This window comes from Chryseobacterium vrystaatense (assembly GCF_000737765.1).
In the GTDB taxonomy this organism is placed as follows: Bacteria; Bacteroidota; Bacteroidia; order Flavobacteriales; family Weeksellaceae; genus Chryseobacterium; species Chryseobacterium vrystaatense.
The window spans coordinates 187,324-211,264 of sequence record NZ_JPRI01000006.1; the positions used below are offsets into that span (position 1 = coordinate 187,324).

Annotated in this window: 12 protein-coding genes; 10 read left to right on the forward strand and 2 right to left on the reverse strand. The window is 38.3% G+C overall.

Annotation, left to right across the window (positions count from 1 at the left end):
* Positions 1-102 precede the first annotated feature (102 nt).
* The 10 genes from IW16_RS16625 to IW16_RS25785 all read left to right on the forward strand — a co-directional run bounded on the left by IW16_RS16625 (position 103) and on the right by IW16_RS25785 (position 21,232).
* A complete protein-coding gene (locus IW16_RS16625) occupies positions 103-765 on the forward strand; it encodes a succinate dehydrogenase cytochrome b subunit (protein WP_034746780.1) in 663 nt (220 codons plus the stop codon).
* 15 nt (positions 766-780) lie between these two features.
* Positions 781-2,793 (forward strand): fumarate reductase/succinate dehydrogenase flavoprotein subunit, encoded by a 2,013-nt coding sequence (locus tag IW16_RS16630; RefSeq protein ID WP_034746782.1) that lies wholly within the window; start codon positions 781-783, stop codon positions 2,791-2,793.
* Positions 2,794-2,817: 24 nt separating this feature from the next.
* Positions 2,818-3,585 (forward strand): succinate dehydrogenase/fumarate reductase iron-sulfur subunit, encoded by a 768-nt coding sequence (locus tag IW16_RS16635; protein WP_034746785.1) that lies wholly within the window; start codon positions 2,818-2,820, stop codon positions 3,583-3,585.
* Between the two features lie 307 nt (positions 3,586-3,892).
* Positions 3,893-5,413 (forward strand): TlpA family protein disulfide reductase, encoded by a 1,521-nt coding sequence (locus IW16_RS16640; protein ID WP_034746794.1) that lies wholly within the window; start codon positions 3,893-3,895, stop codon positions 5,411-5,413.
* A 168-nt stretch (positions 5,414-5,581) separates the two neighbouring features.
* Positions 5,582-6,988 (forward strand): 23S rRNA (uracil(1939)-C(5))-methyltransferase RlmD, encoded by a 1,407-nt coding sequence (gene rlmD, locus IW16_RS16645; protein WP_034746795.1) that lies wholly within the window; start codon positions 5,582-5,584, stop codon positions 6,986-6,988.
* A 31-nt stretch (positions 6,989-7,019) separates the two neighbouring features.
* Positions 7,020-7,496, forward strand: coding sequence for a DUF6452 family protein (locus IW16_RS16650; protein WP_034746796.1), 477 nt, complete (start codon positions 7,020-7,022; stop codon positions 7,494-7,496).
* Positions 7,462-8,130, forward strand: coding sequence for a DUF6048 family protein (locus IW16_RS16655; RefSeq protein ID WP_034746797.1), 669 nt, complete (start codon positions 7,462-7,464; stop codon positions 8,128-8,130). Before IW16_RS16650 ends, IW16_RS16655 begins: the two co-directional genes overlap by 35 nt.
* Before the next feature lie 278 nt (positions 8,131-8,408).
* Entirely contained in the window at positions 8,409-11,294 is a 2,886-nt protein-coding gene (locus tag IW16_RS16660; RefSeq protein ID WP_034746939.1) for a reprolysin-like metallopeptidase, read from the forward strand.
* Positions 11,295-11,584: 290 nt separating this feature from the next.
* Positions 11,585-15,997, forward strand: coding sequence for a GEVED domain-containing protein (locus tag IW16_RS16665; RefSeq protein WP_084694571.1), 4,413 nt, complete (start codon positions 11,585-11,587; stop codon positions 15,995-15,997).
* 258 nt (positions 15,998-16,255) lie between these two features.
* Positions 16,256-21,232, forward strand: coding sequence for a GEVED domain-containing protein (locus tag IW16_RS25785; protein WP_051890370.1), 4,977 nt, complete (start codon positions 16,256-16,258; stop codon positions 21,230-21,232).
* A gap of 80 nt (positions 21,233-21,312) precedes the next feature.
* Here the strand turns inward: IW16_RS25785 and IW16_RS16680 are convergent, their stop codons facing one another.
* On the reverse strand, positions 21,313-23,427 hold the full coding sequence (locus tag IW16_RS16680; protein WP_051890372.1) for a peptidase domain-containing ABC transporter: 2,115 nt from the start codon (positions 23,425-23,427) through the stop codon (positions 21,313-21,315).
* The gene (locus IW16_RS16685) at positions 23,414-23,941 is read right to left on the reverse strand and encodes a TlpA family protein disulfide reductase (protein ID WP_034746803.1); all 528 of its coding nucleotides are present in this window, start codon (positions 23,939-23,941) and stop codon (positions 23,414-23,416) included. Before IW16_RS16685 ends, IW16_RS16680 begins: the two co-directional genes overlap by 14 nt.

Sequence of the window (23,941 nt, forward strand, 5' to 3'; positions counted from 1 at the left end):
TTCTTATTTAGAAAGATTACAAACTGGCTAATTGTGAGATTTCTCACTTCGCGATATTGTTAACATTTCTTAATTTTGTGGGAAATTCAAATTTAAACTTATATGGCAGGTTTAACGAGTTCTACGATAGGTAGAAAATATGCGATGGCATTATCAGCAATTTTTTTGCTGATCTTTCTTATACTGCATTTGACGACCAATTTGTTATCAGTCCTAAATCGTGATGCATTCAATACAGCATCAGATTTTATGGGCTATAATCCTTTTGTGCAGTTCTTAATGCAGCCTGTTCTTGGTTTTGCAGTTCTTTTCCATTTTATTATGGGGTTTGTACTGGAAATTAAGAACAATAAAGCGCGTCCGATAAAGTACGCTTCAAACAATCCTTCTGTGAACTCTTCATGGATGTCCAGAAATATGATTATTTCGGGAGCTGTTGTTTTGGCTTTTCTGGCGTTGCACTTATATGATTTCTGGCTGCATGAAATCAATTACAAGTATGTGGAAGGACTTGCTCCTGATGCGGAACGTTTCTGGCCGGAGTTGCATGAGAAGTTTGCAGACCTTTGGAGAGTAGCTTTATATGTGATCTCTTTTGTTTTGCTGGGATTGCATTTGGCTCACGGTTTCCAGTCTTCGTTCCAATCTATTGGTGCAAGACATCCGAAATATACTCCGGTAATTAAAGCTTTTGGAAAATGGTATTCAATCCTTATTCCTGCAGGTTTTATTTTTATTGCAATTTTTCACTTTGTAACTCAATAATATCAATATACCAATATGAGTAAATTAGATTCAAGAATTCCGGCTGGTCCTTTAAAGGATAAATGGAAGCATCATAAAGACCATATGAACCTTGTTGCACCCAACAACAGAGATAAGATTGATATTATTGTTGTAGGTACAGGTTTGGCAGGAGGTTCTGCTGCAGCGACATTAGCTGAGCAGGGATATAACGTAAAAGCATTCTGTTACCAGGATTCTCCAAGAAGAGCACACTCGATTGCTGCACAGGGAGGAATCAATGCCGCTAAAAATTATCAGGGTGATGGTGACTCTACCTACAGATTATTCTATGACACCATCAAAGGTGGTGACTATAGAGCAAGAGAAGCAAACGTATACAGATTGGCTGAAGTTTCAGCTAACATTATTGACCAATGTGTTTCACAAGGTGTACCTTTTGGAAGAGATTACGGCGGACAATTAGATAACCGTTCATTTGGTGGGGTTCAGGTTAAAAGAACTTTCTACGCAAAAGGACAGACAGGCCAGCAGTTACTGTTGGGTGCTTATTCTTCTTTAAGCCGTCAAATCGGTAAGGGGAGAGTGAAAATGTATAACCGTCACGAAATGCTGGATTTAGTAATTGTAGACGGAAAAGCAAGAGGAATTATTGCAAGAAACCTTGTAACAGGTGAAGTTGAAAGACATTCTGCCCACGCAGTGGTTATTGCTTCCGGTGGTTACGGAAACGTATATTTCCTTTCTACCAATGCAATGGGTTCAAACGTTTCTGCAGCATGGAAGATTCACAAGAAAGGAGCATATTTTGCAAACCCTTGTTATGTGCAGATTCACCCGACTTGTATTCCTGTTCACGGAACTCAGCAGTCTAAACTGACTTTGATGTCTGAATCTCTTAGAAACTCAGGAAGAATCTGGGTTCCTAAGAAAATTGAAGATTCTGTAGCGATCAGAGAAGGTAAATTAAGACCTGAAAATATTAAAGAAGAAGATAGAGATTATTACTTAGAAAGAAGATACCCTGCATTTGGTAACTTAGTACCTAGAGACGTTGCGTCAAGAGCGGGTAAAGAAAGATGTGATGCTGGTTTCGGAATCGAAAATAATGATACAAAAGAAGGTGTTTATTTAGATTTCTCTACAGAAATTATCAAAAAAGGTAAAGAAGCTGCTATTGAAAAGCATATTCATAATCCTAGTGATCAGCAAATTTACGACCTTGGAAAAGCTTGGATTGAAGAAAAATACGGTAACCTATTTGTCATGTACGAGAAGATTACTGCTGATGATCCTTACAAAACTCCAATGAAAATTTATCCTGCAGTTCACTACACAATGGGTGGTGTTTGGGTTGACTATAACCTTCAGTCTACAATCCCTGGATGTTTCGTCATTGGTGAAGCTAACTTCTCAGATCACGGAGCAAACAGACTTGGGGCTTCTGCATTGATGCAGGGTCTTGCAGACGGATATTTCGTACTTCCTTACACCATTGCAGATTATCTTTCTGCAGATATCAGAACGGGAACTATTCCTACAGATTCTGCTGATTTTGTTGAAGCTGAAAAAGGAATTAAAGATAAAATAGATTTCTTCTTAAATAACAAAGGAACTCATTCAGTAGATCATTTCCACAAAAAATTAGGACACATCATGTGGAATAAGGTAGGAATGGGAAGAACTCCTGAAGGATTAAGAGAAGCTATCGCTGAAATCGCACAGGTGAAAAAAGAGTTTTGGAGCGATGTGAAAGTTCCTGGTGATGCAGATGGAATGAATACTGAACTTGAAAAAGCTTTCAGAGTTGCAGACTTTATCGAATTAGGACAACTGATGGCTATCGATGCTCTGCATAGAAACGAATCTTGTGGCGGGCATTTCAGAGAAGATCATGCTACTCCGGAAGGTGAGGCTGAAAGAGATGACGTTAACTTCAAATATGTAGGTGCTTGGGAATATCAAACAGATGATATTACCACTGAAGTTCTGCACAAAGAAGATTTGATCTACGAAAATATTGAAGTTAAAGCAAGAAGTTACAAATAATCTCCAACCTATAAATAAATAATTATGAGTGCAAAAAAAGGCCTTCATCTTACCCTAAAAATTTGGAGACAAAAAAATAGCAAAACTAAAGGTCAGTTTGAGACCTACAAAATATCGGATGTTTCTACAGATTCTTCTTTCCTGGAAATGTTAGATATTTTGAACGAAAATATTATTAACGAGGGAAAAGAACCTATCGCTTTCGACCACGATTGTCGTGAAGGAATTTGTGGGATGTGTTCTCTTTACATCAATGGTAGAGCTCATGGTCCTGATACCGGTATCACGACTTGTCAGCTTCACATGAGAATGTTCAAAGACGGTGAAACCATCGTTATTGAGCCTTGGAGAAGTGCTGCCTTCCCGGTTATTAAAGATTTAATGGTAGACAGAAGCGCATTCGACAGAGTAATGGCTGCTGGTGGTTTTATTTCGGTGAACACTTCTGGTAATACTTTGGATGCCAATGCAATTCCGGTTCCTAAAGAAGATGCAGACAAAGCGATGGATGCTGCGGCATGTATCGGATGTGGTGCTTGTGTAGCTACGTGTAAAAACGGATCTGCTATGCTATTCGTGGGAGCTAAAGTTTCTCAGTTTGCATTACTTCCTCAAGGTAGAGTAGAAGCAAAAAGAAGAGTTCTGAACATGGTGAAAGCGATGGACGAAGAAGGATTCGGAAACTGTTCAAATACCGGAGCTTGTGAAATTGAATGCCCTAAAGGTATTTCTCTTGAAAATATCGCCAGAATGAACAGAGAATATATGGCTGCTATGGTAGATAACGGATAAATCCTATTCAAATACATAAAAAATCGTCTTCATTATGAAGACGATTTTTTTTATGTCTTATATCGGGCTGTTAAAATTTGTTAAGTTGTTGCATAGATAGGATATTCCTTATTTAATAAGTCTATATTTGGTGAACACTTTTTATGGAAAGATGAGGAAGTGAATGCTTTTTTATCGATTAAAATCTATACTGAAAAAAGGTCTTAACATCCCTTTTAATAGGTTTTCATAAAATTTTCAAAAAAAATAAATAGTCTTAATCAACAAACCGTAAAAAACGGTATTTTTGTGTAATATTAAAATTGAAATGAAAAAATATCTTTTATTGTTTATCATCACGATATTTGTGATGTCTTGTTCAAAAAAAGTTGAAGTAAAAGGAAAAATTGCTGGAAGTTCACCACTCGAGAGAATTGAATTTGTTGAGGCTTCTGGAGTAGCGACCCTTCCACTTATTAATATTGGTTTAGATAAAAATGGAAACTTTGCAGGAGGCTTCGACGCTCCTAAAGACGGAATGTATGTGATCAACTATGCAGGAAGACAAAATCTGATTTATCTTGAAGGCGGACAGAAGCTTAATATTTCTGGAAACGCGATGACCTTTCCAAATGAATTTGTTGTAACAGGTGATGCTAAGAAAAATAATGATTTCCTTCAGGCCAGCCAAAAGTTCTTAGGCGAGTACGGAAGTAAGATCAATGTTCAGCAGTTAATGGGTGGGGATGAAAAAACATTCCTTAAAGGAGCGCAGAAGATTGAAGCTGATATCAATAAAAATGTAGATGATCTTGCCCAAAAGAACAATCCGGGTAAAGGAATGTTGGAATGGAAAAAGAATGACGTAAAAGTGACGATCCTTAATCTTCTTGCGAATTATGAGATGTCAAAACGCCAGATGTCAGGAAATCCTTCATTTAAGGTTTCCAAAGCTTTTCAGGATTATGAAAAGAAACTGGAAGAGAATAAAGATGTGATGGTGAAAACTATTCCATTATACAGACAGTACCTTCTTGTAAAACTTAGCCCTGATTTCCAAAAATTTGCTGAGGCTAAAACCAAAGGGAAAACTGATGTGACAACTTCTGAAGTTTTTGCACAATTCCTTAAAGACAGAAAAGAACTTTCTCAGACTGCTAAAGATTATCTTTTAGCATTTGTAGTTGCTCAGGATATTCATCCTGGAGCTCCGGCTAAGAATACTGATAAAGTGAAAAAAATAATTGATACTGATATTACAGATGCCTCTATCAAAGCAGATCTTGTTAAGATGCAGGTAGCAATTAATGGAATTAAAATTGGAGATGCCGCTCCTGAAGTATCATTGGTAAAAGCAGACGGTAAATCTTACAAGCTTTCTGAAAATAAAGGTAAGCCTTACATGCTGTTTTTCTATGCATCTTGGAATCCTTATATCAGTGAGGCAACAGTTCCTGTATTAAAAGAGGTTGTGAATTTCTATAAATCTAAAATGAACTTTGTTTTTGTAAACGTTGATGATTCAAAAGATCAGTTTGTAAAAACAAGCAGTGCATTGTTAAAAGGAATTCAGGGAACCAATGTATATGGAGAAAAAGGATTGGAATCAGATGCCGCTAAAAAATATGGTGTATATGGATTTAAATTACCTTGCTTTGTGATAGTAGATAAAGACGGTAAGATCGCCAGCAGATCTTTTGTAAACTTAGGTGAGCAGGAGGTAGTAACGATCCTGGATAAACTTACAGGTCTTTCTGCACCTAGAGTACAGCCAAATGTTCAAATGCAGCCGGGAATGGTGGATCCTTCAGGACAGCCTGCAAATCCTCAGCCTGCTCCTACAAAATAATAAACTTTAACATAGATGGAAACCTTATCTTCGGATAAGGTTTTTTTTTATTGTATTTTTGCGGAATTAAACCGGGAGTTTTTCGGTTGAATTAGAAAAATAGAAATAGAGATCCAGGATTGAAACCGGAGGGTTTTATCCGACCATTAAAAGAAATTGAGTTTACGGATGAGAAAGAAGAAAGATATAATTCTTGAAAATATTAAGTTGTTTGGAGCGGGAGCAAAAGGCGTTGCCATAGGAAAAACGGAAGAAGGAAAAACAGTTCTTATTTCCGGAGCAGTTCCGGGAGACGTAGTGAATGCCAGAGTTAAAAAATCGAAATCCAAATACTACGAAGCAGAAACTGTAGCGGTTGTTGAGCCTTCACCATTCAGAGTAGATGCCAAATGTATTCATTTTGGAACGTGTGGCGGTTGCAAGTGGCAGAATATGAGCTACGAAAAACAGCTATATTTCAAACAGGAAGAAGTATACAATAACATCAAAAGAATCGGCGGAATTGATGATTTTGAAACCGTTCCGATTTTAGGGGCTGAAGAACAGTATTTTTACAGAAACAAAATGGAGTTTTCTTTCTCAAATGCGAGATGGCTTACTCAGTATGAAATAAGCTCTGAAGAAAATTTTGGCAGCAAAGATGCTTTAGGGTTCCATATTCCGGGAATGTGGAGTAAAATTCTGGATCTTAAAGAGTGTTTCCTTCAGGAAGACCCATCTAATGCAATACGTTTGGCTGTGAAAAAGTTTAGCGTAGACAATGGCTTAGATTTTTTTGATGTAAAAAAGCAGGAAGGCTTTTTGAGAACCTTAATGATGAGGCAGAACTCTAAAGGGGAATGGATGGTTTTATTCCAGCTTTATAGAGAAGAGAAGACTAACAGAGAAAATCTTTTCCAATATCTATTAGAGAAATTTCCGCAGATCAAAACATTGGTATATGCTATTAATCCAAAACAAAACGACTCTATCTACGACCTGAATGTTAATATTTATTTCGGAGATGGATTCTTAATGGAAGAAATGGATGGCCTGAAGTTTAAAATTGGTCCAAAATCATTCTTCCAAACCAATTACAAACAGGCATTGGAACTTTATAGAAAGACTTTGGAATTTGCTGACTTGAAAGGTGATGAAGTTGTTTATGATTTATATACAGGAACAGGAACAATTGCACAGTATGTTGCCAGAAATGCGAAACACGTTATCGGTATAGAATCTGTTCAGGAAGCCATTGACGCAGCTATTGAACATGCTGAATTAAATGGTCTTACCAATACAACATTCTATTGTGGAGATATGAAAAATGTCTTTAACGATGAATTCTTGGAAAATCATCCAAAAGCAGACGTTTTGATTACCGATCCGCCAAGAGATGGAATGCACCAGAAAGTGGTGGAGCAGATATTAAAGCTTGCTCCGGAAAAAGTAGTTTATGTAAGCTGTAATTCAGCGACACAGGCTAGAGATCTTGCTTTAATGAAGGATCATTATACCTTGGTAAAAATACTTCCGGTAGATATGTTCCCGCAAACCCATCACGTTGAAAATATAGCACTGCTTATTAAAAAATAATTTTATTTAAATTTGAATTTCAAATATTAATATGAAATACTTTAAATTTCTCGTCATGATCTGCTTTATAGGAATGCTTTTTTCCTGTGGCGGAGACGACGATATCTGTGAGAGCGGTGAAGGAACGCCAAGAATGAAAGTGGCATTTAAAGATTTGGCCAACGGTAAAGAAACAACTGTGCCGTTATTATATGTAGCGGTAGATTATGGTTCCGGAAAGGTGGAGCTTGGGAAATTTGAAAAAATAGCCTCTGTACTTATTCCGCTTAGGGTAGATGATTCACCTTATACAGATCTTTATTTCAGGATTGAGGAAAAAGGTGTAGAATCTCACGTACGCGTCAGCTATACAACAAAAACTCAATACGTTTCTCCGGGATGCGGGATCAAAAAGTTTTACGAGAATTTAAGTCCAGAATTAATACAATCAAATCCTTTTCTGAAAGTAGAAACAGGACAAAATCAAATAGAGAATGAAGACAAGACTAATCTTTTCCTTCTTTTTTAGTATCATAGGAATAATGGGGTTGGCCCAGAAAAAAGAAGAAACCAAAGAAACCAAAAAAGTTCAGGAGAAGTACAAACCGAATTTTATGGTGGGTCTTGATGTTCTTAATACGGGGGTTTCCTTTTTTTCAGACAGAATGCTTTACCAGGGTTTTATTTCATCCAAGGTGAGAGGGAATGTACATGCTATTGTGGAAGCAGGTTTTGAGAAAAATGTATATCAGAAGAACGGCTATGATGCGAAAGCCAGTGGTCCTTTTGTGAAATTGGGTGCATTTTATATGCTGGCAAAAGATCCAGAAAATGAATTTAATGGTTTCTATGCCGGAGGTAAGCTTGGAGGTGCATTCTACAATCAGGAGTATATGGCAATTCCGGTACGTGGTTTTGGAGGCAGTTCCTCTTCTGTCACGTTTCCTTCGTCTTCGCAGACTTCTGCCTGGTTAGAGGGAACTATCGGAGGAAGAGTACAGCTTTTTGAATCCAATTTTTATATTGATATCAATCTTCAGCCGAAATATCTGGTATATACTTCCAAACAGGATGATATTACACCAATGATTGTACCTGGGTTTGGCAGAAGTTCAGCCAAATTCAATATGGGCTTTGCATGGAATATTGCCTATAAGTTTTAACCTTATTTAGTTAAATTTTTCAATATAGAACTCCTTATTTTAAGGAGTTTTTTTTATTAAAAATAGATCTAGGAAGTTTTGTTTTTGTCTGAAATATCATATTGAAAAGGAATATTTTCATGATTATTCCTATTGTAGTGAATTTTTAATTATTTAGAGATATATAATTTATTAACCTTTATTGTGTTTGTTGTTGATTTTATTATGCTGTTGTATTTAGGTTGTTGTATTTGTGTTTTTATGTTTTTATTTTTATCAATATGAAAATGCATTATTCTATGAGAAAAATTATTTTTACTTTATTATGTAGTGCTATTGGTACTGTTGTTTCTGCACAATGGACGCCAGCTGCACCAGATGGGGGATCAAAATCCTTTGACGTACGTTCTTATTATAAACTGGATATTAATAAAATTAGAAATCAGCTTAAAAATGCTCAGGAAACAGGATCGAGTGCAAGACCTGTTGAAATTTCATTACCGACATTAGATGGAAAAACGGAGCGGTTCTCTGTGTATAGTTTTCCTGTAATGGTTAAAGAATTGGCAGAGCAGTATAAACTGGGATCCTATGTCGGGGTTGGAATTGATGATCCATTGAAATACGTGAGATTCTCAGTATCACCAAATGATTTTCAGTCAATGATTATCAAAGAGGGGAAGTATGAATTTATTGAACCTGTTGATCATACAAAAGAGGTTTACGCAGTACATCCGAAAACGGATAAAAGTAAAGAAGGCTTCTTATGCTCCACGAACGAAAAACCCTTGTCTAAAGCTGAAATTGAGAAGCTTTATGAGAATGGGAAATCATTTACAAATCAACCAACAAATTTTGCGAAAAATTCGGACAAAAAGTACAGAACGCTGAGATTGGCAATATCTGTAACGGGTGAGTATACCCAGTTTTTTGGAGGCACTGTAAATGGAGCATTAGAAGCTATTAATGCTACAATGACCAGAGTAAATGGTGTCTTTGAAAAAGATTTTTCATTGCATTTGAATGTTCAGAACTTTCCGGGAATCATTTATACCGATGCAGCTTCAGATCCGTATACAGGTAATCTTAATTTAGAGCTTCAAGAAACCCTTACGAGTAATGTAGGGAATGAGAACTATGATATTGGCCATTTATTTAATGCTGCAGGAAATAATGGTAATGCAGGCTGTATAGGCTGTGTGTGTACTGATCCAAGTACAATGGAGCCGGAAGGAAAAGGTTCTGGTTTTACACAGGCTGTAACACCGGAGGGAGACAATTTTGATATTGATTTTGTCGCCCATGAGATGGGGCATCAGTTGGGAGCAAATCATACGTTTTCCCACGGCCTTGAAGGGACTGGCGTAAATATGGAGCCGGGTTCAGGATCAACGATTATGGGATATGCTGGAATTACAGGGCCGAATACAGATGTACAGGCTCATTCTGATATCTATTTTCATATGGCAAGTATAAAGCAGGTCCAAGATAATTTAATATTGACAACTTGTGATGTAGAAACAGCAATTGTAAACAATCCTCCTGTAATTGGACCATTGTCAACATATACCATTCCTAAAGGAACCGCATTTTTATTAACGGCTTCTGCTACGGATCCTGAAAATGATCCTTTAACTTATACCTGGGAGGAAGTGAGTAATGCAAGCATTACTATAAATAAAAATAATTTAGGAAAAACAACAAGTGGAGCTTCATTCAGATCATTAAGTCCCACTTCAGATCCGACCAGATATTTTCCTAAATTATCTTCTGTATTATCAGGAGTTTTAGATAATTCGAATAATGGCTGGGAATCTGTTTCTATGGTACCAAGAACTACAAAGTTTGCGGTAACGGTGAGAGATAATAACCCTATTATTAGTCAGCAGCAGACGCAGTTTGCGGAGCAGACTATTGTTGTAGGAAATGACGGACCTTTTAAAATTAATACACAATATGCAGGACATTCGGTACCTTCTGCAATTGAATGGGATGTTGTGAATACCGGAACAGCACCATATAACGTAACTTATGTGAAAATTGATTACACAACAGACAATGGAGCGACATGGTCAGTGATCTCGGCTTCAACAGCAAATGACGGGACAGAAAATCTTATTTTTCCTGCGGCATTGGATGGTCAGACCATTAAACTGAGAATTTCTTCTATAGGAAATGTATTTTATGCCGTGAAGCCTATTAATATTATTACCCTGGCTACATGTGATGGTTCAGCACCTACAGGAGTGTCTGCCAGTAATGCGACAATAAATACTGTAAATATAAGCTGGATACCAATATCAGGCGCTGCTTATATTATTCGTTATAAAAAATTGTCTGATATGGCTTGGTTGCAGGCTGCATCCACAAGTCCTTTTATAACGTTGTCGGGGCTTGATGATACAACCGCTTATGAAGTTCAGGTAGCAACGGTTTGCTCAGGAACTCAGGGGACTTATTCGACTTCTTTAAACTTCACAACACTGGGGTTGTCTTATTGTTCTTTAGCAGCATCAAGTTCGGTTGATGAGTATATTTCCAATGTAACTTTAGCGAATCTTGATAATACTTCCGGAGCAAGTGGCTACACCAATTACACAACAGATCCTGCTAAGCTGGTAAACCTTGTAAAAGGGACAATAAATACAATATCAGTTACAAAAGCCTGGTCTGGAAGTTTATATAATGAAGGAGTACGAGTGTGGATAGATTTTAATAGGAACGGAGTATTTGATTCAAATGAAATGGTTCTGGAATCTGCACCAAACAAGGTGCCAACAGTTTCTGCTTCTTTTACAGTTCCACTGACTTCTGTTTTGAATAAGCCTCTTAGGATGAGGGTTGCATTACGCTATAATACATTACCTACAGCTTGCACATCTTATGGATATGGTGAAGTGGAAGATTATAATGTAATAGTGAATGAGGTTTTAGGAGTAAGTGAAACTAAAATTATTAAGGACGAGATACAGATATATCCAAATCCTGTAAGCGATATTCTAAACATTACTAAAGTTTCAGATAACGCTTCTTATAAAATATACAGTATAGCGGGTCAACTGGTAGAAACAGGAAATGTAAATAATGGAAAGATTGATGTTTCTTCTCTGGTGAAAGGTGGATATGTCATTACCATTGATGAAAAAGGAAGAGATCAGTTCAAGGCTAAGTTTATCAAAAAGTAGCCGTAATTGAAAATATAAAATCCTCAGGAGCTTCTGGGGATTTTATATTTTAATGTATAAAATATGCTATTATCATGGAATTTTAACAAAAAAATATTTGAATAAATGTATTAATAATGGAAAAATTAGTAGATTTGTGTAATTATTAAAATATTAGCGTATGACCTAAAAACTATTTTTTTTCAGTACAGATTATCTGTAAAAGGATGTTCCAAAAGTATATTGGAACACCAAAAAAAAGGAAACACTATACTTACTTACTATTATTATCATTTTAAATTTGAAAAAATATGAGTGTATTTTTACTCTGTAAAACGAGCAGGCCCTTCAGGGTGCTCATAACATTGCTGTGTATGGTCTTCGGGCTGTTTACACAGGCACAAACGGTTACAATTGGTGCCGGAACGGCTACTCAAAGATATCCTTTGGGTTCTTTCTTTGGATTTGAAAGATCTGCTTCACTTTATACTGCAGCAGAAATAGGTGTTCCTGCCGGAGGAAGTGTTCTGTCTGTAGCATGGAATTCTACTGCTGCAACGAGCGTTAACCTTCCGGTAAAGATTTATATAAAATCTGTTCCAAGCGCAACCACTACCCTTACGTCACAAGATTGGGCTACATCAACTACTGGAGCCACTTTAGTGTATACTGGTAACATAGCCAGTTTGCCTACAGGATGGAACACTGTTACACTGCAAAATTCGCATTATTACAACGGTACAGATAACCTTGTCGTTTTAGTTGAAACCAATTTTGGAGGTTCCGGTGGAGGAACATCTGCAGGGGGTGCAATCACCTATACTACTGCTACTTCAAGACATATGTATATCCAGCAGGATACTACGGCACCTACAGGGACCGGGACAACTTCTGGAAGCAGACCTAATGTTCAGTTAACTTTTGGTCCTGCTCCTACATGTATACCACCATCGGGAGTAACTTTAGGAACGGTAACGACAACAAGCGCATTCATCAGCTGGACTGCTCCTTCTTCTGTTCCGGCAGGAGGATATGATGTATATTACACTACATCTCCTACAGCCCCAACGACTGCAACACCACCATCACAAACGATAACTACAGGAACCAGTACGACGCTTTCTCCGTTAATTCCAAATACCACATACTACGTATGGGTAAGATCAAGATGTAGCGCGACAGACCAGAGTACATGGATGGGTCCGGTAACTGTACTTACAGGATATTGTACTCCATCAGCAGGTACCAGCTCACAGACCTATTACCTGAATAATATTACTACAACAGGTGGGATTTCGAATTTAAATTATACAGCTAACTCCTTTACAGGATATGTTGACAATTCTGCCTCAACTGTTTTAGCAATACCTACAGGTTCTGTGGCTGTGAATTTAACAACCAGCGGAACCAGTACATATCATCATTATATCTGGGTAGACTGGAATAATAATATGAATTTTAATGACCCGGGGGAAACGATCCTGGCCACTACGGCCTGGACTGCATCAGCAACAGGAACAATCGCAATTCCGGCTGGGCAGCCTGCTGGAAATTACAGAGTAAGAACTGCGACGACAGACTCAGGGACTCTTACTCCTTGTGGACCTGCTCCATGGGGGAACTACGTAGACTTTACATTGTCTGTAATTAGTTTACAGCCTTGTAATGCAGCAGTGCCACCTACGAATATTACAGTTACCAATGTAACTCCAAGTACTGCTCTTGTTTCATGGATTCCAACAATAGGAGGAACCTACGTCGTACGATACAGACCTATAACAGGTGGAGCATGGACTACTGTGAATATCAATACAGCGCTTACAAGTACGACTACTTTGCTGAACCTTACAGAGTCAACACAATATGAAGTTCAGATCGCTACGGTATGTGGTGGTACGACGGGAGCATTCTCGTCCAGTGTCAACTTTACGACTCCTGCTCTTACGTATTGTACTGCTAATCCTACGGGTACAACAACCCCATCAGGTTACATCAGTAACGTAACTGTTACTCCTACGAATGCACCTCTTATGGTAAGTGCTTCTGCGTATGATGGTTATAAAGATTATTTTACGGATCCTACCAGAGTTGTTACATTGGTAAGAAATTCCAGCAATAACAAAATCAGTGTTACTAAATATTATCCTGCTACTTCAAGTTCATATGCTGTAGTTGCATGGATTGATTATAACAGAAACGGGATCTTTGAAGTTGGTGAAAAAATATTGGATACCACTTATAATACAACTACTCCGGTAACCAATAATAATTTCACAGTACCGGCATTACCAAATGTTTATAATGGTACACTTACAACCCGTATGCGTGTCATTATGAGATACTTTGATGTACCTCAGGCTTGTGGAACCTTTAGTGAAGGTGAAGTAGAAGATTATGCGGTACGATTTATTGATCAGCCGGTATGTTCAACTGCTGCTCCAACTGGTCTTACGGTTTCAAACCTTACAGCTACAACAGCTACATTCTCTTGGGTTGCTGCTACGGGAGCTACTTATTCATTGAGATACAGAAAAGTGGGTTCAGGAACAGCCGGATGGGTTACTGTAGATCCGGTACCAGCTCCTGGAAATGTATATACAACTCCTGCTACTCCAGGATTAACAGAACAGACTCAGTATGAAGTTCAGGTGGCAACCAGATGTAGTGGTACTTTGGGTGGATATTCAACGTTAGTACCATTTACTACACCACCAATATCATATTGCCAAATGACAGGAACGGGAACTAACGACCACATTGCTAATGTAACGGTTACTTCTTCCAACCCTGGTGTACCTGTAATGAACAATACTTCTGTACAGACCAATTATATCAGTTATAATACACCTGCAACACTTATTACTCTTGATGCTAACTCAATTAACAACAAGATTTCAGTGGCTAAAGGATGGTTGACCTCAACAAACAGTGATGCGGTTACCGCATGGATTGACTTTAACAGAAACGGAGTGTTTGAAGCTTCTGAGCAAATTCTTACTTCTCCATCAAGTACTACAACTCCTGTTTTCAATAATAGCTTCTCTGTTCCGGCAGGTGCTTATACAGGACCGCTTACGACTACCATGAGAGTTGTACTTAGACGTACAAGTGCTCCGGTAATGTGTAGTAACCCTGTTAATGGTGAAGTTGAAGATTACGCTGTAAGAATAAGACCATGTAGTAATGCCCTGCCAAACGCACCGGTATTTACGCCGACTCATAATTCTGTGTCTATTGCTTTATCAGGAAGTGCAACCAACGTAAGCTATCTGGTAAGATACAGAGCAGTGGCAACTCCTCCGGGAGCATGGATAGATGTGTATGCTTCTACATTGTTAGGTAACATTCCTCTGGTAATTAACGGTTTAATTCCGGCTACCACTTATGAAGTTCAGGTGGCTACAGTTTGTGGAGATGTTATCGGTGCATTTACACCTATTAAAACATTCGTAACAAGATGTGATCCTACACCTCCGAATGTTACCATAAGTAATATTACGACAAACTCTGCATTGATTACATGGGCACCGCTTTCAGCCAGTTCTACTTATACAGTAGAATGGAGAAAAGTAGGAACTACTACATGGACTCAAATCAACAATATTGCTCTTCCTACCAATACTTACCTGTTGGGCGGTCTTGATCCATATACAAAGTATGAAGTAAGAGTGGCCAATAAGTGCGTTGGAGAAAATACACTTAACCCGTACTCAAATCCGAAAGTATTTACTACGGAAAGAATATGTGACCTTCCACCTCCAGGATTTACGATCCTTCAACTTTTCCCTACATGGGCTGAAGTTACATGGGAAGGCTTCCCGGGTGCGACTTATATCCTGAGATACAGAAAAGTTGGAATTCCGAGCTGGACTAATGTTCCTTTGACCACGAATACCCACACCATAACAGGATTATTGGAAGAAACGAAATATGAAATGCAGGTTGTGAACGTTTGTAACGGTACGCCGGGTACATACACACCTCCATATTATTTCACTACACCTACAGTGGTTTATTGTCAGATGGGTTCTCTAAATTCTGTGAACGAGCATATCTCTAAAGTTACGGTAGTACCAAACGGAAGACCTAAAATGGAGAATGCTTCCGGACCATCTAGCTATACAAACTATACTGGAGTACCTGCAACATTTATTGAAATGGTTCAGGGATCTACAGGAAACCAAATCACGATTGAGAAAAAGTGGAATGGAACGAATCATGACGAAGGCGTTGCCGTATGGATTGATTTCAACAGAAACGGATCGTTTGATATAGATGAAATGGTATTCTCTTCACCACCGAATACAACGAGTCCCGTTACAGGAACATTCAACGTACCGGTAGATGCTTTTGTGAGCATGACAAACTATAAGTACGTCGTGATGAGAGTTGCTTTGATGAGAGATGGAATTCCAGTAAACTGTACTAACTTTGCCAATGGTGAAGTAGAAGATTACTCAGTAAGAATTTCTAAACCTGGAGTACCTAATTCTGTTAACCAAACGGATATCCTGATTTACCCTAACCCGGTAAGCTCAGTATTGTATGTGAAGAATATCAGCAAAAGAGCGAAATATAAAATTTACAATGCAGCAGGACAGGTGATCGGTGACGGTATCCTACTGAACAATCAGATTAATGTAAGTAAACTGATCAACGGTGTCTATGTTATAGATATTGAAGATGACGGTAAGACAGTTCAGAAGAAGTTTATTAAAGAATAACTTCAATTTCCAATAAATGAAGCCCTCAGAAATGAGGGCTTTTTTTATGATATCAAGTGACTTTGGTTTATTGTAGAATGTTTTTAACTGATAATTCAATAAATGTTGAAATTTTTATTTGTAATTGTGTTTATTGAGTGATTTTTTAATTTATCTAATGTTTTGTTGTTTATTTTTCATTAATTTAATCAAATGTGTTTTTTTTTTAACATGAAATAGGTTAGATTTGTGGGATTATTACAAAATATAGAAAAAGTTATGAAAAAAAAATCTATTTCTTTCTTTTTCCTTTGCTTATTTGCTATGATGCACGCCCAGTGGACACCCACATCGTATCATGGAAAAGAAGTTGACGAAGATTCAAAATCTAGCCAATTTTATTCTTTGGATATTTCACAGCTAAAATCAGCGCTGTCCCAAGCACAGGAAACAGGTAAAAATGCAAAGCCTGTTATTATTTCTCTTCCGACCATGGATGGGAAAATTGAAAAATTTGCTGTTTACAGTTTTCCGGTTGTTGTGAAAGAACTGGAAACTCAGTATCAATTGGGTTCTTATGTAGGGGTAGGGATCGATGATCCTTCCAAATATTTAAGATTCAGTTTGGCCCCTAATGATTTTCAGTCAATGATCATTCAGGATGGAAATTATCAATTTATTGACCCTGCTGATTCATCCAAGACTGTTTATAGAATTCATCCGAAAACAGGAAAAAATAAAAAAGGATTCGTATGTTCCACTGAGGAAAGTGAAAGTGCAAGACATGATATAGATGAGCTTTATCACAAAGGAAAAGCTTTCTTTAATCAGCCTGCAGACTTTGCAAAAAACTCAGATAAAAAGTACAGGACTTTAAGACTTGCTCTTTCGGTATGTGGAGAATATACGCAATATCATGGAGGTACTGTAGCCGGAGCACTTGCTGCGATGAATGCCACCCTTACGAGAATCAACGGAGTCTACGAAAAAGATTTTGCCCTGCACCTTAATTTACAGAATTATCCAGGCTTAATTTATACTGATGCTGCTACAGACCCTTACTCTGCAACTCAGGGTGGAACTGCTAATGGTATTGTGGGCTGGAATGCTCAGGTACAGTCTGTCATTACCGCAGGTGTCGGTAACGCAAATTATGATATAGGACACTTATTTTCTCCTCCGGGAGCTGGAGGAAATGCTGGTTGTGTCGGCTGTATCTGCCGGGATAATCTCTTGCCAACATCCAATGATAAAGGTTCCGGATGGACATCTCCGGGCGGAAATCCCCCTGTCGGAGATAACTTTGATATAGACTATGTCGCCCATGAAATGGGACATCAGTTGGGAGGAGTTCACAGCTTTTCTTATGATCCTCCTCAATTAGGTTCTGCTACCAGTGTTGAACCCGGTTCAGGTTCGAGTATTATGGGCTATGCCGGGATTACCGGACCCACTACTGATGTTCAGCCACATTCAGATCCTTATTTTAATGTTACTAATATTACTGCTATTCAGGCGAATCTGATCAGTAAAACATGTGATGTTGAAACACCGATTATCAATACACCTCCGGTAATAACCCCACTTACTACCTATAACATTCCCAAGGGAACCGCTTTTGTCTTGACAGCATCTGCGACAGATGCAGAAAATGATCCTTTAACCTATAACTGGGAAGAAGTAGATATTGCGAATGAGGTGATCAATAATGCGAATCTTGGGAATACAGCCACAGGCCCTTCTTTCAGATCTGTGGCGCCATCTGCAGTGCCGGCACGTTATTTTCCCAGACTGTCATCTGTTCTTGCAGGTGTTTTGAATAATGCGAACAGCCTCTGGGAAGCTGTATCCACTGTGGCAAGAACAACTAAATTTACGGTGACGGTAAGGGATAACCATCCAATTGCCAATCAGCAGCAGACCCAATCAGCCACGCAGACCATTATCGTAGGAAACAACGGTCCTTTTGTAGTAAATCCAACCACAATATATAACAACGGACCTACCAATGTCACCTGGAATGTAGTCAATACAAATGCAGCACCCTATAATGCAGCTAATGTAAAAATAGATTTTACAACAGATAACGGAGCCACGTGGAATGTTGTTGCCGCATCAACCCCAAATGACGGAAATCAAGCCGTGGACTTCACTGCTTTTCCTTTGACGGTTGGAGGTACCGCAAAAATCAGAGTGAGTGCAATCAATAATGTATTTTATGCGATTGGTACTGCAGCAATAGCTACACTTCCTATCTGTACGACCACTGCACCTGGAGGGATCGTAGTTTCAGCCATTACACAGACGCAGGCAACCGTTACATGGAATGCTTCATTCAATGCAACCTATATTTTTCAATACCGTGTTGCTGGAACTACAGCGTGGACTACGGTGACTCCGGCACCCACAATGAATACAGTTACCCTTAATACTCTTACAGCAGGTACACATTATGAATTTCAAATTGCTAACGTATGTTCAGGAACAGCCGGAGCCTTTTCACCGGTTTCGACTTTCGTAACCCTATATTGTGCCGCAGCTTCTACGAATACGGATAATGGATATATCTCCAATGTAACGGTAGGAGCAACCAACTCATATACGATGAGTAATACATCAGCCGCTGCCAACTATACAGACTATTCAGCTGATGTTACAAAATTGATAACACTGGTTCGTGGATCTGTAAATAACAGCATTTCAATTTCTAAATCCTGGCCAGCCGCTACCTCAAATAAAGCAGTAGCTGTCTGGATAGATTTTAACAAAAACGGAACCTTTGAGACGACTGAAAGAATTTTTAATGGAGCTAATAATACAACCACTCCGGTAACTGGAACATTTCCTGTACCTGCTACGGCTTATTCCGGACCGCTTACAACCCGTATGCGTGTTGTAATGAGAGATATCACCAATCCAGCTGCATGCGGTAACTTTACCAACGGAGAAGTAGAGGATTATGCGGTGAAGCTAATAGACCAGGCAGTTTGTACAAATACTCCGCCGGCCAATATTACTGTAACGAACCTTACACCTGCCACTGCAAATGTTTCATGGATCGCTGCAAGTAATGCAACTTATGTACTGAGATACAGAAAAACAGGAACGACAGTCTGGACTACAGTGGATCCCGTACCCGCTCCCGGAAATACATATACTATTCCCGGCTTAACAGAGCAGACGCAATATGAAGTACAGGTAGCAACGAAATGTAACGGCAGCCAAAGTACATTCTCTCCTTCTATACAATTTACAACGCCCCCATTGACTTACTGTCCGATGACAGGTACCGGAACGAATGATCACATTTCAAATGTAACCGTTACTTCTGTAAATCCGGCTCTTCCGGTAATGGACAATTCATCAGCACAGAACAACTACACGAGCTATAGTACACCTGCTACACTTATTACACTCGAAATAGGTTCGGTAGGGAATAAAATTTCTGTCGCTAAAGGATGGACGGGTACAACCAGCAGTGATGCGGTTACGGCATGGATAGATTTTAACAGAAACGGACAGTTTGAAACTTCAGAACAGATTCTTACTGCACCATCAAATACAACCACCCCGGTTACTGCTAATTTCGCTGTTCCTGCCACGGCTTATAATGGACCGCTGAACACCACCATGAGAGTCGTACTGAGACGTTCAGGTGCTCCTGTGATGTGTCAGAATGCAGTGAACGGAGAAGTTGAAGACTATGTGGTAAAATTAAAACCATGCAGCACGGCTATGCCGACTAATCCGACCGTTACAGGAATAACTCATAATTCAGCTGTTATTAACTGGACAGCAGCAGCCAATAATCTTACATACCTACTGCAATACAGGGTACAGGGAACGGCTGCATGGACTTCAGTATATGTTACTTCAGTTCCGCACACCTTAAACAACCTGATTCCTTTTACTACTTATGAAGTACAGATTGCTGCCAATTGCGGAATGTCAACAGGTACATTTACATCCATTAAGGTATTTACAACAAAATGTGACCCTACACCTCCGGGAGTTTCAGTCACAAGTATTACGACCAATTCAGCTTTGGTTACCTGGACACCACTGGTAGCAGGCTCTACCTACTTGATGAGATGGAGAAAAGTAGGAGCAGCTACCTGGAACATTGTTAACCTGCCGGCTCCACCTGCAAATACCTATTCATTAACTAATTTAGATCCATATACAAAATATGAAGTGCAGGTGGCCAATCAGTGTACGGGAGAAGCAACACCTAATCCATATTCAAACCCTGTTGTATTTACTACGCTCAGAACCTGTCAACTTCCCCCTCCGGGATTAACGATAAATCAGCTTACGCCTACATCGGCTGAAGTAGTATGGGAAGGATTCCCCGGAGCAACTTATATTCTGAGATACAGAAAAGTAGGGATTCCGAGCTGGACCAACATTCCATTGACGGTAAATACCCATACCATAACAGGATTATTAGAGGATACTAAATATGAAATGCAGGTAGTGAACATCTGTAATGGTACATCGGGAACTTATACACCTCCGTACTATTTCACAACACCTACAGTAGTGTATTGTCAGATGGCTTCCGGTAACTCATCAAATGAACATATTTCCAAAATTACCGTGACACCAAATGGAAGACCTAAAATGGAAAATGCTTCCGGACCGTCAAACTATACCGATTATACAGGTGTACCTGGTACATTCATAGAAATGGTTCAGGGATCTACAGGAAATCAGATCACGATTGAGAAAAAATGGAACGGAACCAATCATGATGAAGGAATTGCAGTATGGATTGATTTCAACAGAAACGGATATTTTGATCTTGATGAAATGGTATTTTCATCACCGCCAAATACCACAACTCCGGTGACAGGAACATTCAATGTACCTAATGATGCATTTGTAAGTATGACAAGCTATAAATATGTAGTCATGAGAATTGCATTGATGAGAGACGGAGTTCCTGTGAACTGTACAAGATTTGCTAATGGTGAGGTAGAGGATTACTCTGTGAGAATCTCCAAACCAGCAGTTGCTAATTCAGTGAATCAGACGGATATTATGATTTACCCTAACCCGGTAAGCTCAGTATTGTATGTGAAGAATATCAGCAAAAAAGCAAAATATAAAATCTACAATGCAGCAGCACAGATTATCGCTCAGGGTATTTTATTAAACAACCAGATCAATGTGAGCAAACTGATCAACGGTGTTTATGTTTTAGATATCGAAGACAACGGTAAATCCGTACAGAAGAAATTTATTAAAGAATAATAATTTAATTTCAAATCTACAAAGCCCTCAGAAATGAGGGCTTTTTTTATGCAATATTTGCTGAAGTTTTATTTGGATGTTTAGAGTTTAGCAACAGCTGAAGCCTTGATTTCTGTATTTTTTAATATTAAAATCTCATCAGAAATTTCTTTCAGATCTTCCATGTGATGACTGATTATCAAAATGATTTTTTCAGATTTAAGTTGCTGTATTACATCATAAATAAACTTTCTGTTTTCCTTATCTAAAGATGAGGTGGGTTCATCCAGAATTAATAACTGTGGATCATGATACAGTGCGCGCATCCATCCAAGTAATTGTTTCTGGCCCCCTGATAAATTAATTCCTTCTTCCCCTACCAAGGTGAAAAAACCGTGAGGCAAAGAATTTATAAACTGATCAAAACCCAATGCTGTTAATTCCTGCAATTTTTGTTGGTCTACCTGTTCATCAAGAATAATGTTTTCCAGAATATTTCCATTGAACAATTGTATGTTTTGAGGAACGATACCGGTTAAACTCCGCCAGTTAATTATGGAAATATCTTTTAACAAAATGTTTTTATTAATTATAATTTCTCCATTTTCCGGAAGATAATTTTTTTGTAATATTTCTGTCAGTGTGGTTTTCCCACTTCCGCTTTCTCCCAGAAGACACGTTATATTTCCTTTCTGGAGTGAAAAAGAGATGTGATTGAGCAGCCTGCTTCTTCCATTGAATCTAAAATCAATATTTTCTATGTCAATGGTTTGAAGTTCCAAGATTTCGAGACCTTCCGTTTTTTCTTTTTCTAATGAAGAATACTCAAACATCCTGTCGAACGCTACTTTAGCTTCCTGTATCGGTATGGTTACCAAAGCCAGATTGGTAGTTGAGGAAAGTAATGAACCGGAAATCCCTATGATTGCCATCAATTCTCCAAGTTTTATTTCACCATTTAAGACACTGTAAGAAGAGAAACTAAGAATAAGCAGAAGAAAAATAACCAAAATGACTCCCGAATATAGAGATATGGTGAGGTTAAGTTTTCCCAGTTCAAAAATCTTTGTCTGGAAAAATCCGAATATCGTCTCATTTCTTTGTATAAATAACTGCTGCTTAGAAAACCCCTTGATCACTTCAATTCCTCTGATGCTATCGATATAATTGGCCTCATTGGTACTGTAAGATTGCATGACGTTTCTTTGGGATTCAATAATTTTCTTATTGAAACTAAAGATGATATAAAAAATGACAGGGGAGATGATAATACAGACTAAGGCAAGTTTCCAGGAGTAAAAGAAAAGGAACCCTGTTGCCATACAAACACCTAGAGCATCAACGACTGTGTTGGTAATAAGCTGTTTTATGACCGTTTGAATTCTTTGCGTATCATTAAGCCGTGCTACAAAATCTCCCACTTTTCTGGTGTCGAAAAATATTTTTGGAAGGTGGAGGAGGGAAGTGTAGAAATTTTTGTTAATCCTCTCATTAAATGATCGACTTTGCCTGATGATATAGAGTTCCCTCAAGGCCTGAATAATCACTTTTGCAAAGAGCAGGAATCCAAGAAATGATATACTTAGCAGTAACACCGATGTTTTTTTCTTCGGTAAGATATCATCGATCAGCTTCTGTGAAAAAATAGACATCGACATTCCCAGTAATGTAAAAACAAGTCCCAGAAAAACGATAGTACAAATAACCTCCTGATCATCTTTGATGAGGTTTTTAAGCCATCTTTTTTTCTCTGCAGCTGTTTGTTCCTTTTTTTGAAACGTAGTATTGGGGATTAAGGTAAGGCAGGTTTTAGATCGCCAGACTTCTTCCAGATATTCTCTGGTCCAGTATTCTAAACCTTTTGCAGGATCTCCGATAAGAAATTGATTATTTTTAAAAGGATGGTAACTATAACAAATAACATAATGTTCAAATTTTTGATCAATAATAACATGTAAGATAACGGGGGTTCCGTGTTGCATAAGAGCTTCAGTATCCGCCTCGCATCCTTCTGCATCAAAACCTATAGAATTGGCACATTGATGCAGTCCGAGAAGTGTGGTTCCTGTTTTGGATGTTCCACTTTTTTCACGTAAAGTTTCCAGTGAAATGCTGCCTCCGTAATATTGAACGAGCGATTGCAGACATCCGACACCACAATCGGTTAAATCTTTTTGGAGAGAGAATGTTTTCTCTATGTGTTTATTTTTTTTCATCAAAGCTGGTTAAAAGTTTTTCTATTTTTATAGCTCCGGCATTTCTTTTGAGAAGATGATTATTTTTATCGTAAACCAGGATATAAGGAACAGTTTTCATTCCCAGTTTCCGATAGAAAGTGGCCATTTCATCATGGCACCAATACATATTACTTTGTGTATTCAAATGGTATTTCCGGGCAAATTCCTTTATTTCATTTAATGGTTCACTGGCTACCCATATCCACTGGATGTTTTGATAATGATCATAAACTGTAGAAAGTTCCTTTGCTTCTGACTGACAAAAATGACAGTCAGGGCTGAAATACAGAATGATTTTAATCTGATCTTCTGCTAAATTCTCTTGTGTAAAAGTGCCTCCGTCGATAGTTGTAAGATGAAATGCAGGAGCATTTTTAAGGGCATCTGTTTTTTCCTTCTTTTTCTGAAAATTATAAAATAGATACACGAGTAATCCGATGAGACAAAGGGGAATAACAGCCGCCAGTATTTTTAGAGTTTTTTTATTTTTCAT

What these genes read in the sequence shown, in the direction of transcription:
- IW16_RS16625 (WP_034746780.1), top strand. Translation starts at nt 103, where the DNA reads ATGGCAGGTTTAACGAGTTCTACGATAGGTAGAAAATATGCGATGGCA.
- IW16_RS16630 (WP_034746782.1), top strand. Translation starts at nt 781, where the DNA reads ATGAGTAAATTAGATTCAAGAATTCCGGCTGGTCCTTTAAAGGATAAA.
- IW16_RS16635 (WP_034746785.1), top strand. Translation starts at nt 2,818, where the DNA reads ATGAGTGCAAAAAAAGGCCTTCATCTTACCCTAAAAATTTGGAGACAA.
- IW16_RS16640 (WP_034746794.1), top strand. Translation starts at nt 3,893, where the DNA reads ATGAAAAAATATCTTTTATTGTTTATCATCACGATATTTGTGATGTCT.
- rlmD (WP_034746795.1), top strand. Translation starts at nt 5,582, where the DNA reads ATGAGAAAGAAGAAAGATATAATTCTTGAAAATATTAAGTTGTTTGGA.
- IW16_RS16650 (WP_034746796.1), top strand. Translation starts at nt 7,020, where the DNA reads ATGAAATACTTTAAATTTCTCGTCATGATCTGCTTTATAGGAATGCTT.
- IW16_RS16655 (WP_034746797.1), top strand. Translation starts at nt 7,462, where the DNA reads ATGAAGACAAGACTAATCTTTTCCTTCTTTTTTAGTATCATAGGAATA.
- IW16_RS16660 (WP_034746939.1), top strand. Translation starts at nt 8,409, where the DNA reads ATGAGAAAAATTATTTTTACTTTATTATGTAGTGCTATTGGTACTGTT.
- IW16_RS16665 (WP_084694571.1), top strand. Translation starts at nt 11,585, where the DNA reads ATGAGTGTATTTTTACTCTGTAAAACGAGCAGGCCCTTCAGGGTGCTC.
- IW16_RS25785 (WP_051890370.1), top strand. Translation starts at nt 16,256, where the DNA reads ATGAAAAAAAAATCTATTTCTTTCTTTTTCCTTTGCTTATTTGCTATG.
- IW16_RS16680 (WP_051890372.1), bottom strand. Translation starts at nt 23,427, where the DNA reads ATGAAAAAAAATAAACACATAGAGAAAACATTCTCTCTCCAAAAAGAT.
- IW16_RS16685 (WP_034746803.1), bottom strand. Translation starts at nt 23,941, where the DNA reads ATGAAAAATAAAAAAACTCTAAAAATACTGGCGGCTGTTATTCCCCTT.